Origin of the sequence: Cytobacillus sp. Hm23, assembly GCF_051842895.1 — a bacterium.
In the GTDB taxonomy this organism is placed as follows: domain Bacteria; phylum Bacillota; class Bacilli; order Bacillales; family SM2101; genus Nanhaiella.
On sequence record NZ_JBPXRQ010000001.1, the window covers coordinates 313,475 to 326,086 of the forward strand.

A 12,612-nucleotide genomic window follows, 5' to 3' on the forward strand; every position below is an offset into this window, starting at 1 on the left:
TACTTGAACCACTATTATTTTTATTGTTGTTATTTATATTACACATGTTTTAAATTAGAATTAAGGCTTGCTAGCCGGTTAGCTACTTTCATCCTATTAAAATAGAACCATCTATTCAATCTGTTAAATCAATGCTGAGGAGTCATTTTTCGACAACATTTGCCTATATTTCTATCATTTCCACTATTATTTACATAGTTGTATCAAGATATTTATATTCATAAAAGTTATAGAACTGAATTGGAATTAGATTAGTTAGAATGATACAACTACTAATACCCACAAGATAGTGTTGCTAAATCGACCTCAGACAAAATTATCTTTTCAATCACGTATAATAAAAAATGGGTACAGTTTAGTCTGTATCCATTTTTCTCCTATTTTATCTATTATTAGTAATTGACACAGAAGGAAACTAGAGAGGAAGATGTATCGGTTATTGTGATCCTACGAATAAATCTTTGCTTGGGAAAGTGATATAATAGTTTCAAAAAGTGCTGGTAAAGAAGCTCATGGATCTGCTAGTTGGAAATTAATGAAGGAGTCTAATTATGAGTATACTTAAGGAGACATTTTTATCCGCAATTCTTGGACTTGGGCTTATAAGTTTAATTATGCCAATATTTTTGTATTGGTTTATACATGGAAACTATGAAAGGTATTCGTGGATTATAAATGGGCCATACCCTTTTAATAATTTTGGTAGTGGCCCATATCAGTTTTGGATGGGAATAGCTTTTGTTGTAATAGGATTCTTATTAATTGCAGTTTCAATAATATTACGTGTAGTTTTTAATAAAAATTAGTAGAAAAAAGTGAACCATTTATAGGCTTCACTTTTTTTATATAGCTTGATAGAAGATGCCTTTCAGTATCATTTTTGAAAAGCGCCATTTTGTAGAAGTTCGCTATAGTTCTAGAAATTGAAGTTGGGATAAAATAAATTAAAATAATTGTAATTTATTTATGTCAACCCTTTCCTTCTTTATTTATTTCCACTAAAATTAATGTGCAGTAACTCTTTATAGTAATGGAGGGAAATTAATGAAGCAATCAAACCCAATTTCACTAATACTAAATACTATCAAAGCAAAAGAAAAGTTTAAGAAAGGTTTATTTATTGTAATAATTGCCACTCTTATTGGATTCTATTATATATATTTCACAAACTATAATACGAATTGTTCTTGTACTGACATCGAAGAGACTCCAGCAAACTCAACATATTCACCTTAGTAAATATATCTACAAGTAGCCCCTTTCTCCAAGAAAGCGCCATTTTGTTGAATAACATTTCCTCGTTCTACTGTAGTAAGATAAAATTTCTTTTAAAAACTAATCGACTCATTAGCGGTTGTGTTTCGTAATTCTTTTCTATTTTTAAGTGATAACCTCTTCTTTTATAATTCTATTTTATTACTTGTTTTTGATTTGAAAAGGATTAAAACAACCCCAGTAACAAATAATCCTAAACTTGAAACATTTGAAACAGTAACGTATGTTGGCATGGTTATCCGATAGTTGTTTGAAATTGTAAAAGATGCATTATAACCTAAGGTTTCCAAAATAAATAGTTTAACAACTGTAATTAGGAATGAAACGAATATTATAAATAATCCAATTGTTTTTTTTTGGTAATCACGAGTAAGCCTCCAGCCAGTTAAGTAATAAGATGTAGTTAATTTAATGGACCAGTTACAGTTATACACTTTCCACTGTAGGCATCCATTTTAACTGTTGGTTCTGCGCCTATAAAAACCAAGGTAATACTTAACTCTCTTTAATTTATCCATTCTTAATAACTTAAAAGGTTCCAAATCTACTTAACTGTTTCTATTCTTAATATTTTCTAGAATCTCGATTATTTTCTCGTTTTGCTCAATCAGTTTTTCAGTCTGTTTTCTTTGTCTTAAAAAATCTCCTGAATAAGATAATAAAAATAGAAATGTGATTATTATTAATAAACCCTCCATATGTTCACTCCTTATGAGCTGTAGTTTCTTATTAGGTAACTTATCATTAGGGTAGGCTATAAAGCCTGTTCTACCTTTTAAGTTCTTATTTATATTTTTCTTTGTTTATTTCCTCTTTTAAGTGAAAACATTGCTCTAAGTCGATATCATAAATATTTGCTAAACTAATAATGTAATAAAGCACATCGTATACTTCTTCTTCAACCGTTCCCTTAATTGAACCGTTCTGTTCTAGTCTTTTATTCTTTCTAATTACTTCTGATAATTCCCCGACTTCTTCAATTAACCTTTGAAAATATGTGTTTTTTAGTTCTGGCTTATAATCTTTAGCTTTAATGTAGCTTTGTAATTCTTTAATGGTGATGTTTTTATCCATTTTCTCTTCCCCTAACTTTTTATACCATATTCCGTTAAAGCCCCTTTAACTTTAGAATAATTATTTCAAATGTTCAGTACTTAGAAAATCCTTTTCACAGAATATTAACTTCAATTGAAAAGATGCTTATCATTTCAGATATGCGCCATATCGTATTATAAGGTCATCCAGATTGATATTTTATCTGGTTGCCTTTCTTTTCATAGGCTATTCTTTAGGTAGTCGGGGTAGGACGTATGCGCTAAGGGTTTTTAGTAAATATACACGCCTTTATCCTGGTTCTAGATGCTATTATGTAAACTAGATTTGATTTTTATATTCATAACATTCATAAAAAAGAGATAACTCACCCTTAAGAAAAGCCATGAGTAGTATCTGTGTGAATTAATTCTAAGCATCCTAAATAGTAACTTGGATTTCTGATTCAGGCATTGCCATACCTTATGGAAAATAGAAAAGTTCCAATTTTTCATTACTGAGGAACTGGAACTAATGGACTCACTAATCATTGAGTTTACTAAGTGCAAAAAGAGTATGTGCTCTTATATGATTTTTTCTTATTTTGGTATATGAGAAATTATTTTCAATCTATCCCGCATATATTAAGGTAACAAATTAAATAGATGGGGTGATTCTTATGGTACTGGCTTATGTTGTAAATAACACTTCGCCTTCAGGAAAGGTTATAGATGTGAAAAACCATAATGTGATTGCTACAGTGCCTGTTGGAATTGGTTCACGTGCTATATCCTTCATGCCCGATGGCAAATTGGCTTATATTGTGAATAGCGGGAATTTCCGGAATAATGAACTTTATCAGTTATAGATGTGAAAACTCATAGCGTGATTGCTACAGTGCCGATTAACGATGATTCACATGCGGTGTCTATCACTCCAGATGGCAAATTGGCTTATGTTATAGAAGTAGCAACCGTTGCAGTCATAGATGTGAAGACTCATAATGTAATTGCTACTGTTGCGATTGAAAATCCCGTAAATGTTGTGTCCTTCACACCTGATGGCAAATTAGCTTATGCCATAAATAATGCGATTGACAAGCCTGGATCAGTAACCGTCATAGATGTGAAAACTCATAGCGTGATTGCTATGGTACCGGTTAGAAGGGCTCCAACTGGGTTGTCTTTCACTCCAGATGGCAAATTGGCTTATGTCGTTAATTTTGAAAATCCCCCAAGTGTTATTGGAACCGTATCGGTCATAGATGTGAAAACGCATAGTGTGATTGCTGTGGTTCCTGTTGGAATACGTGCAAATGTAATTTCCATCACGCCTAACAGAGTCCATAGATTTTTATTGGTTAAATTTTTTACATGTGAGGCTGTAATTGTAATTGTTAATACCTTTTCATTTTCCAAAAGCATAATGGAAGTTAAGCTGCGATATACTAAAAGTAGTACTATTATGTAAATTAATAAGAGAACCCCTTCTCATCTCAGAAAAAATGAAACTTGCAATACTCGTTAAAAAAGCAAATAAATAAAACTCTCCATTTCTAATAACCACAATGTCCATTGGGTCCAACACAATTTGCTAAACTCCAAAAGCTCATTTGAATTTAAAAATGAAGCTTTTTATTTTGCCTCTTTTTTCAAGTGACCTCAAATATATTAGACTGTAAACAATCCAAAAAAGAAACATAAATAAACCTACAGATAAAGCTCCTAATATATTTTTAACAACACTCACCGTTAAATCCGTAGAATCAAGCTTAAATTCTCTATTTAACAAAATTTCTAATATATTTACTTAATAAGAGCCACAATAATCCACAATATTATTGCAATTATAAAGTATGAGGTAGCCATTATTACTCGTTTTTCTGAGACAGATAGTTCGTCCCATTTCTTTTTAAACTCCATCTATTCTTCACCTCAGTATCTATAATTCTATTATATCATTCTATTCTTTTCTAAAGTGTCTTAATAAGGTACTCACAACAAGCGGAATAAAAGTCAATATCAGACCCATAATAAATAATTCAAGCCATGCCAGAAATGAGTATAATTTGGAATTTTCTTGGAAAGACAACAGAGAAATAAAGTATTCTAATTGATTTTCATTTTGTTTAAATTTTGTATCCGACAAGTAACTATCGAATTTAAAGAACCAATAAACTAAAGCCAACATAAATAAACCTAAATCCCATTTATCAGTCAAAAAGAGCATTCCCGATATAAAAATAACAAGTAGTATAAACACAAAAAATATAATATCTATAGTTATCACCTTCTTCAACTAAAAAAAGCTTGGCAATTTGAATTTGAGTCAATATCTTGGACACAAAAAGATTAAGTTTTATGCAGAGTCTTTGAATAGTTCTTCTATTGCTTGAGGTGTTTTATAAGCAATGCTGCTATGCTTTCTTTTTCTGTTATACCATGCTTCGATAAATTCAAAGATGGCGATATTGACAGTTTTATAGTCTAGATATTGACATGATTTACTTTTCTTTCTTTATTATAGCGTGGAAAGATTCAATACAGGCGTTATCATAAGGGCATCCTTTTTGGCTAAAGGAGTGTGTTATACAATAAGATTAATACGCTCAGTAAATGCTTGGCTTGTATATTGTGACCCTAGGTCAGTATGTAGAATTAACCCTTCGGGTGGTAATTGAGTTACGTAAGCGTTTTCTAGAGCTTTTATTACGACGTCTGTTGTCAATTCCTCTAAAAAGGAATAGCCAACAATTTTTCGCGAATGTAAATCCATCACCGATGCTAAATAGCACCATCCGTCTTTCACCGTATGCACATAAGTTATATCAGCCATCCACTTTTCATTAATTGATGAAGTTGAAAAATCTCTTTTCAAGATGTTTTCTCGATTTACAACTTTCTCATTCGAACCCTGTGGACGGAATTTCTTTTTAACAATAGAGTGAATATCAGCTTTTTTCATTAAACGTTGGACACGTTTCAAACTGATGTGTATTCCTTCTTCTGTTAGTTGATGGTGGATTTTTGGAGCCCCATAACGTCCTTTACTCTCTTTATGGATGGTTGTCATTCGCTCAGTGATTTGTCTATTTTCTTTTTCACGTTTTGATTCAACCTTATTTAATGATTGATAATATGTACTGCGAGGTACATTCAATACCTCACACATAAGTGACACAAGATGTTCTGTCGTTTTCTCTTGGGTGAAGCCCGTTAGATCGTCTGGATTTACTTTTTCGCGAATATGGACATAGCCTTTTTTAAGATTTCATTCTCCTCTTGAAGACGAAGCATCTGCTTTTGCATCTTTGAAATATCATCAGCCGTAATGCTTGAACCATCTTCTGTTTCAATAGGAGAGTACTTCTTATTCCAATTGTAAATAGTTACTTCTGATACGCTATATTCATTACTAAGTTCTTTGACTGAACTACCAGAACGGTAAAGTTCAACGATCATTTTCTTGAAATCTTGAGTGTATTTTTTGCCTGTATTTTTGTTTCCCATCCGGACACAACCTTTCTAAATACATTTTAAGTACTTAACGTTTTTGTGTCCATAAAACTATACTAACTCCAACCTAATAATTTCGGTTGTATTTAGCTTAAAGTGAATTGTTATCTCCATCTCCCATGTTTTTTCTTACTTGGTCAAGATATTGTTCGGTATAAATTTGCTGAGATTTCGAAGCATTTTTAATTCCTTCTTCAGGTTCAATACTTCTATTCTTTTTCTTGACTCTGTAATCAATAACAACACCTAAACCTAGCAGTCCACCAAAAACACCTATAACAAATAACCATAAAGGCATATTGTCAACTCCTATCCTTTACATTTCATTCATTACTATAATGCTTTGTTTGTTATGTTTGTTAAATAGTTAAAAATATCATTTTATATGTAATACGAATAAGTTCATGTAAAAGTTGCAAAAATGGACATAAAATTATAGTGGTAGTAAATATTATGATTAATTTTACTCAACACAATGTCCATTGTGGGTATTAAATTAAAAAGTGTATCTTGTAATATAAGAAAATTAAAAAGAAAGTAATTGTTTATGTAACATAACGCTATATATAAGTATTTTCGTGTTACTATTTCAAATTGATTCTAAATTTAATAAACTTATACTAGAAGTCTAGTCTATACACGAAAGAAATGACTTGGGTTGTTTGTACATGCTGTATATGCTACATGCTAATGTATATAACTATGAATACTTCAGTTCAAGCTGACTTTTCTCAAGCCTTCAGCCTGTATTACCACGTGTAGATCAATTTGACCTATAGGCTATTTAAACACATTTTACAAACAACTCTACCCAAAAATACAAACTAAAAAATAGAATACTGTTTTTGAGAAGATCTGAGACAAATTTATCTTTTCTTTATGTAAAACTATATTTTCAATGCAAATTAAAAAAGCTCCTACTCCGCAGAATAGGCGCTTATCGGAAAATAGATAAATCAAAAACACATGTTATTCCACAATCTGGCACTAAGATGAAGAAAAGTACTAATCCTTGTTACAGATTAGCGCCATATCGTATTATAAGGTCATCCAGTAATTTTTCTGACAGACCTAATATAAATAGGTATTATCCTTAAAGTAGTCAAGATAGCCTTTATTATATTCTTGCCCCATATTGTTGAAAAAGGAGCTTTTCTTATACAATTGTCTTTTATGTTAAAATTCTATTACACTAAATTAATAAGAAGGGGAAAAATGATTTCTTACAAAAAAATTAAAGAGTATACAATTTATTTAATAGTTTTTATAGTGTTTTGGTTCTTTAAGAGTAAGTTTGATAATTGGTTTAATGCAGAGTGGGAACGATTTTCAATTTCGTTTTATATGTATACTGCTCTTTACGTAATTTCTAATTTCATATTCGGTATTGTAATTGGATTACCGATCTTTTACAAGGAGATCAGAAACAAAGGTAAATGGAAACTTCATCTTGAAAAACTTCTATTACTAGGTATACCAGCTATGTTTATTGTTACAATAAGTTATTTTTACCTTCCTAGGTATCCTCTTTTCTTTGAATTACAGGCTCATAGCTGGGAAAGTGGTCTAAGTCTATATGCTACTATATTTTTAGGCTATGTGATTATATCGAGTGTCTACAAAAAAATTGATCAGGGTTGATTTCATCCCTTAGTAACCTTGTTTAACAAGATTGCTCAATACATATAGAAAGGCGCTTTCAGTATTATTACTGAAAAGCGCCATATTGTGGAAGATCCACAGAAAAAGGGAGAACCTCGTACCCCTTTTGTGCTTAGTTTATTGGTATTGGTTCAACCTCTATTTTAGGGTAACCATATTTTTGACCTATAATAAAATTAAAATACCCTGAGATATCTTTCAATGTAAACTCGTTTAAATTAATCATCTGTAGAGTTTTCAACGGTCGTATATCCTTAATATACCTTCTAATAAATTTCTTCATTTCTGATTATCGCAATAGGATTAAATACACGATGATCAAATTTCGATAAAGGCTGATTATCTTTTACTTTGTTTGGCCAATTAGGGTTAGCTAGAGCACTAGTTCCTAATTCAATAAAATCTGTTTCTCTGTTACCTAATATTTTTTCCGCTCTTTCGGGATCTCCTAACTGTCCATTTGCAATTACAGGAACATTCCCATATTTTTTTGCAAGGCTAGCAAGTGAATGACCATGAGCTCCAAATGCTGGTTTATCCGCTTGAAACTCTGTTGTATGTATATAATCTGGGTTAGCTGAGGCTAGATTCTCAAAGATTATTTTTGCTTCGTCTTCTCCTCCTTTCCATTTATGATAGAAATCATTTACTTTACCTTGAGAAACACGGATACCCACAATAAAATTATTGCCCACCTTATTTCGAATAGCATTTAATACCAAAACACTTAGCCGAACTCGATTTTCTGGTGTCCCACCAAATTCGTCTTCACGAAGGTTTGTGTAGTCCGTATGAAATTGATCTAATAAATACCCGTTTGCTCCATGTACTTCAATACCATCAAACCCAATATTTTTGGCTCTTAATGCTGCATTAGCAAAACTTTCAATAACTGCCTCTATTTCCTTTTTACTTATTTCTTTCGGCAGTGAATATTCTCCACTCCCACCATGGTCTTTAAGTTTTTCTCCTTTTGGCTTAATGGCAGAAGGGGCTAATGAATAATCCGTATAACGATTGTATTGAACAAGTGCTCCTGCGTGTTGAATTTGTAAAAAGATTTTCCCACCTTCATTGTGAACAGCATCTACCACTGGTTTCCAAGCAGCTGCTTGTTCTGCGGTTGCTATTCCAGGTTGATTTTCATAGGCTTGCCCATGTGTCAAATTAGGATAAGTACCTTCTGTAATTATTAAAGAAAAACCACCTCTTGCAAACTTTGAATAATAATGGGCCATTCTTTCATTAGCCAGCCCGTTGGGTTGAGCACTTGTTCTAGTCATTGGGGATACTACCAATCTATTTGATAACTCCAACGAACCAATCTTAAAATTGAGAAATAGATTTGGATACTTTGACATAATATAATCACTCCTGTTTTTTATTTGCTTCCAATTAAAAGTTTACATAGGGTATGGTATTTAGTAAAATGATTAAAATTGATATAGATATCAATCAAAATGATATGGAGGTCTTTATGGAGTTATCTGATTTAAAAGTTTTTCTAACTGTAGCTGATGAGGGGAAATTTTCTAAGGGAGCAGAAAAGCTAGGCTATGTTCAGTCTAATGTCACCAATAGAATTAAAAAACTTGAATCTGAACTAGGGGTTACTCTATTTCATAGACACCCAAAAGGAGTTAGTTTAACTGAGAAAGGCCTAATTTTTTATGAACATGCAGCTTCCATAAATAAACGAGCTGAGGAAGCAATTTCTGCTGTTCAAGAATCAGAAAACTTTGGGGGAAAGTTGATTATTGGAGTTGTTGAAACTCTTGCATCAAATAAATTCATGAATATACTATCTGATTTTCAAAAACAGCACCCTAATGTATCAATTTCATTAATTACAGGAACATCACCAAAATTGTTAGAAATGATTCAAAAATACAAGCTTGATGCTGCGTTTATAACAGGACAAACAAAATCTAATTTGATAGAAGTTGAATATACAATTCAAGATATAGTTAGTTTAATTACCAAAAGAGAGTTTAAAACTGAACAGACACCAAAAACTTGGGCAGTATTTCCAGAAGGTTGCCCATTTAGAAAAGTTTTAATTGAATGGTTAAACAGTAACAGGGATAAACTAACTAATTTTATAGAAGTTAACACCTTAGACACCTTGTTAAATTGTGTAAAATCAGGATTGGCTTCAGCAGTTCTTCCTGTATCAGTAATTAATGAAACGCAAGCAATGGAATACAACTCAACCCCTCTTCCAGAAGAATACCGGCTTATGGAAACACATCTTGTTAGACGAAAGGATTTAGCAACTAATGTGATTTTATCCTCCTTTATACAAAAAATTAAAAAGAATGAGCTATAAAATTATCAATTAATTTAACCAGTTATTTGTAATTCATTAAAAGCTTGAAACTTCCATTTTTCTTTGTTCATTTGTATAAATTTAATTTTAATCCTGAAAACTGTCTGTAAACTTAGTACCATTTATTTCATAAAGATTTTAATTCAATCATTTCTCACCTAAAAATCCTTATCTTATTTTAAATAAGCTCCAGATCGTATTATGAGGTCAACCAGTACATTTCTGGTTGATCTTTTTCTATAGCTATTATTCTTAATGTAGCCGAGATAGCGTTTACTATATTCTTGCGCCATATTGTGGAAGATACTTTAAATTCTATTACTCAAAAATATTTATCTTTATTCTAAATGTTCTAATTCATCTAACGCTTTATCTGTAGAAAAACTAATTTGGTAGATATCATTCTTACTTTCTACCCAATATTTATAGATAACATCTGGTTCACTCTCAAAAACAACACCAATATAGTATGGGTTTGCATGTTTATAACCTTCTTCACGATGAGGTACTGTAGAAATCACCCATTCTTCATTTGGGTAATGTTGTTCTAAGAATGGTCTTAATATTGTAACTTTTTTGTCAATTTTTGCATCAATCCAAAAAGGACGTACTACAAAAAATATACTATATGCAAACAATACAACCAACGCTAATGATAGGCAAATTTTTCTCCATTTACCTGTTACAAGGAATGAGATAATTACGATTGTTATAAAGCAAAACCCTATAACCATAAACTCAATTGCTTCTTTTGGGTGCATGACATCAAGCTCCTAACATAGTATTCCTTTAATTTTGAATATTAAAGGAATATTAATAAACTCTGTCCAGGCAATTCAGTGTTCCTTATTTCTGAGTACATTTATCAGCTAGTTCCGACTTCTTAAATGCAACATTTACTAATTACTTAGTAAACTCCTCCTACGAAATTGGATCAGAGTAAATAGCTTGCAGTCGCTCAGGTACCAATTCTAAATCAATAACTCTTTTTCTGATCGTTTTTATTTCTGTTGCTTTTTTTTAGAAATCATTATAATTAGCCAACCAAGTTGAAAAAGTAAAGGGATTACAAAAGCTGCTACTAAAACCGTAATATTCAACATTATTATTTCTGGAGTTTGAACTGCACCAGTTGCATCCACGTCTCTTTGTACTAAATAAAAAGACCCTATTGCAAACAAAACTAACCAAAAAGCATTTACAATCCACCATGCAATCCAAGCAACTTTCACACAACAACACCTCACTTATAATCTAATAAACACTACACAAGTAACTGTAAATGTAGTAATAACTTCAGGTAGAACGATAATTTCAGATAAGCCCCATTTTGTTGAAGGTCAATTTAATTATTTCACCTGTATGCTGAAGAGATTTTTATACTATCATGTGTTTTTCTTTGTTTTTGCAATTAAACATAAAAGTATATAAGATTTATTTGATGATTTCCATAAACAACTTCATAAATATCTAGTGAATTCGTCTTATTTATCTTATGTCATCATTAATAGGTGATACCAATAAACATAAACCGTTTGTCTCCCCATGGTCCCACATCTTTACCCATGGATATGTACCTTCTGGTAGTAGAAATAATCTTTCTTCTAAAGGCTTAATTGGACTATCATCACATTTACACCCCTTATTGATTGTCGCTGCATGTATACTAACTACTCTGCCGGTATCATTGAAAAAGCTAAATTTCATTACATTACCTCCAATATCTATTTAATTATCACAACATGGCTGAAGATAGACTTCAAGATAAACTTAAAATAGATTGATAATAGCCTTCAAGAAATCCCTATTGTTTGTTTAATAAGCAATCTCAGAAGATTGTTTTATTAAATTGCCCTCTCCATCATAAAAAGAAAACAACCAATTTTCAGCCCTTTCTACGTTTTCAACCATATTTAACATAAACAAATCTTTTCTACTGAAGACTTACTTGTAATCCTTTCTGATGGCAAATTGTTCGTCTTAGGTAAATCATAACTAACTCTTATCTCTTTATTTTCACTATTCCATACAGATGTTTCTCACCAGTGTCTGAGTGTGGAAAGAAATAGTCTGTAAGAAACCCAGTAAGGTTATCAGGTAAACCGATTGATGATGAGTTTCCCTCTTTGATTTTGAAGTGTCCAAATTGTCTTTTGTAAGTATTTATGACAACGGATTATTCTCCATCTCTTCCCCATCCTTTGTACGATATTTGAAAATTACTATTTTGTCCTTTGAAGAGTTAAAAACATCTATAACCTCTACTAAACTATTATTTCGCTTAATTGCCTTTATTATTGTTGGATTATGTCCAACCCATAATAAAAAGATTAGCGTCGATGAAACAATAATCAAGATATTTTTTTTCGACCTCAAATTCACCAACTTATTTTTAATAACTAACTCTATTATTATTTACTAAAATTATTATACCTCGTTAACCAATCCTCCTTTTTGTATTTAATACCAATTATTTCAAATATCCAAAAATTAGGCAATCCCTAGTTACAGAATATGGCTCTAAAATGAAAAAGACGCTAATCTATATTGTACTGCACCCCAATTGTTAGACACAACTATCAATTGGAGGTGTTGTTTTTTATGAGTAAATTTTCTGATGAAGTAAAAATTAATGCGGTAAAACAATTTCTTAATGGGAAGGACAGTGGTGAATCTATTGCTCAATCTATAGGGGTTCACCACAGTAATTTTCATCAATGGGTGAAATTGTACAAGGCTTATGGTGAAGACGCTTTTATTAAAAACTATACAAGTTACCCTGCACAGTTTAAACTAGAC

The 12,612-nt window shown here is 31.5% G+C and carries 14 protein-coding genes and 1 pseudogene; 7 read left to right on the forward strand and 8 right to left on the reverse strand.

The features are described 5' to 3' along the window. Nucleotides 1-551: 551 nt before the first annotated feature. Complete coding sequence (locus ACSVDA_RS01400; RefSeq protein WP_485880220.1) at nt 552-806, forward strand: Asp23/Gls24 family envelope stress response protein; 255 nt, start codon at nt 552-554, stop codon at nt 804-806. A 238-nt stretch (nt 807-1,044) separates the two neighbouring features. Then, nucleotides 1,045-1,236 (forward strand): hypothetical protein, encoded by a 192-nt coding sequence (locus ACSVDA_RS01405; RefSeq protein WP_485880222.1) that lies wholly within the window; start codon nt 1,045-1,047, stop codon nt 1,234-1,236. Between the two features lie 822 nt (nt 1,237-2,058). Here the strand turns inward: ACSVDA_RS01405 and ACSVDA_RS01410 are convergent. Then, entirely contained in the window at nt 2,059-2,349 is a 291-nt protein-coding gene (locus ACSVDA_RS01410) for a MazG nucleotide pyrophosphohydrolase domain-containing protein (RefSeq protein ID WP_485880223.1), read from the reverse strand. 637 nt (nt 2,350-2,986) lie between these two features. Here ACSVDA_RS01410 and ACSVDA_RS01415 point away from each other — a divergent pair. Together ACSVDA_RS01415 and ACSVDA_RS01420 are read left to right on the forward strand one after the other, a co-directional pair. Further along, nucleotides 2,987-3,175 carry a hypothetical protein gene (locus tag ACSVDA_RS01415; RefSeq protein WP_485880225.1) on the forward strand — a complete coding sequence of 63 codons (189 nt, stop codon included), beginning with the start codon at nt 2,987-2,989 and terminating at the stop codon, nt 3,173-3,175. 2 nt (nt 3,176-3,177) lie between these two features. Continuing rightward, on the forward strand, nt 3,178-3,777 hold the full coding sequence (locus ACSVDA_RS01420) for a YncE family protein (RefSeq protein WP_485880227.1): 600 nt from the start codon (nt 3,178-3,180) through the stop codon (nt 3,775-3,777). A gap of 888 nt (nt 3,778-4,665) precedes the next feature. On the opposite strand, the pseudogene ACSVDA_RS01425 reads toward ACSVDA_RS01420, so the two are convergent. Both ACSVDA_RS01425 and ACSVDA_RS01430 read right to left on the reverse strand, forming a co-directional pair. Further along, nucleotides 4,666-5,816, reverse strand: a pseudogene (locus ACSVDA_RS01425) (IS3 family transposase). Between the two features lie 97 nt (nt 5,817-5,913). Beyond that, complete coding sequence (locus ACSVDA_RS01430; protein WP_485880229.1) at nt 5,914-6,120, reverse strand: hypothetical protein; 207 nt, start codon at nt 6,118-6,120, stop codon at nt 5,914-5,916. Nucleotides 6,121-7,037: 917 nt separating this feature from the next. On the opposite strand from ACSVDA_RS01430, the gene ACSVDA_RS01435 reads away from it, so the two are divergent. Further along, nucleotides 7,038-7,463: a hypothetical protein gene (locus ACSVDA_RS01435; RefSeq protein WP_485880231.1), complete on the forward strand. Its 426-nt coding sequence runs from the start codon at nt 7,038-7,040 to the stop codon at nt 7,461-7,463. A gap of 287 nt (nt 7,464-7,750) precedes the next feature. Here the strand turns inward: ACSVDA_RS01435 and ACSVDA_RS01440 are convergent, their stop codons facing one another. Beyond that, nucleotides 7,751-8,845, reverse strand: a complete 1,095-nt coding sequence (locus tag ACSVDA_RS01440; protein WP_485880232.1) for an oxidoreductase — start codon at nt 8,843-8,845, stop codon at nt 7,751-7,753. A gap of 116 nt (nt 8,846-8,961) precedes the next feature. Between ACSVDA_RS01440 and ACSVDA_RS01445 the strand changes: the two genes are divergently transcribed. Beyond that, nucleotides 8,962-9,813, forward strand: a complete 852-nt coding sequence (locus tag ACSVDA_RS01445) for a LysR family transcriptional regulator (RefSeq protein ID WP_485880234.1) — start codon at nt 8,962-8,964, stop codon at nt 9,811-9,813. A gap of 338 nt (nt 9,814-10,151) precedes the next feature. Here ACSVDA_RS01445 and ACSVDA_RS01450 read toward each other — a convergent pair whose 3' ends face one another. The 4 genes from ACSVDA_RS01450 to ACSVDA_RS01465 all read right to left on the reverse strand — a co-directional run bounded on the left by ACSVDA_RS01450 (nt 10,152) and on the right by ACSVDA_RS01465 (nt 12,189). Further along, a complete protein-coding gene (locus ACSVDA_RS01450) occupies nt 10,152-10,574 on the reverse strand; it encodes a hypothetical protein (RefSeq protein ID WP_485880236.1) in 423 nt (140 codons plus the stop codon). A 240-nt stretch (nt 10,575-10,814) separates the two neighbouring features. Continuing rightward, nucleotides 10,815-11,045 carry a DUF3923 family protein gene (locus tag ACSVDA_RS01455; RefSeq protein WP_485880238.1) on the reverse strand — a complete coding sequence of 77 codons (231 nt, stop codon included), beginning with the start codon at nt 11,043-11,045 and terminating at the stop codon, nt 10,815-10,817. 256 nt (nt 11,046-11,301) lie between these two features. Further along, the gene (locus tag ACSVDA_RS01460; RefSeq protein WP_485880240.1) at nt 11,302-11,520 is read right to left on the reverse strand and encodes a hypothetical protein; all 219 of its coding nucleotides are present in this window, start codon (nt 11,518-11,520) and stop codon (nt 11,302-11,304) included. Between the two features lie 456 nt (nt 11,521-11,976). Next, a complete protein-coding gene (locus ACSVDA_RS01465; protein ID WP_485880241.1) occupies nt 11,977-12,189 on the reverse strand; it encodes a hypothetical protein in 213 nt (70 codons plus the stop codon). 225 nt (nt 12,190-12,414) lie between these two features. On the opposite strand from ACSVDA_RS01465, the gene ACSVDA_RS01470 reads away from it, so the two are divergent. After that, nucleotides 12,415-12,612, forward strand: a 198-nt coding sequence (locus ACSVDA_RS01470) for a transposase (RefSeq protein ID WP_485880243.1), incomplete at its 3' end; no start/stop codon positions are given.

Excerpts from the sequence above, each read along its gene's own strand:
- ACSVDA_RS01400 (WP_485880220.1), top strand. The coding sequence starts at position 552 with ATGAGTATACTTAAGGAGACATTTTTATCCGCAATTCTTGGACTTGGG.
- ACSVDA_RS01405 (WP_485880222.1), top strand. The coding sequence starts at position 1,045 with ATGAAGCAATCAAACCCAATTTCACTAATACTAAATACTATCAAAGCA.
- ACSVDA_RS01410 (WP_485880223.1), bottom strand. The coding sequence starts at position 2,349 with ATGGATAAAAACATCACCATTAAAGAATTACAAAGCTACATTAAAGCT.
- ACSVDA_RS01415 (WP_485880225.1), top strand. The coding sequence starts at position 2,987 with ATGGTACTGGCTTATGTTGTAAATAACACTTCGCCTTCAGGAAAGGTT.
- ACSVDA_RS01430 (WP_485880229.1), bottom strand. The coding sequence starts at position 6,120 with ATGCCTTTATGGTTATTTGTTATAGGTGTTTTTGGTGGACTGCTAGGT.
- ACSVDA_RS01435 (WP_485880231.1), top strand. The coding sequence starts at position 7,038 with ATGATTTCTTACAAAAAAATTAAAGAGTATACAATTTATTTAATAGTT.
- ACSVDA_RS01440 (WP_485880232.1), bottom strand. The coding sequence starts at position 8,845 with ATGTCAAAGTATCCAAATCTATTTCTCAATTTTAAGATTGGTTCGTTG.
- ACSVDA_RS01445 (WP_485880234.1), top strand. The coding sequence starts at position 8,962 with ATGGAGTTATCTGATTTAAAAGTTTTTCTAACTGTAGCTGATGAGGGG.
- ACSVDA_RS01450 (WP_485880236.1), bottom strand. The coding sequence starts at position 10,574 with ATGCACCCAAAAGAAGCAATTGAGTTTATGGTTATAGGGTTTTGCTTT.
- ACSVDA_RS01460 (WP_485880240.1), bottom strand. The coding sequence starts at position 11,520 with ATGAAATTTAGCTTTTTCAATGATACCGGCAGAGTAGTTAGTATACAT.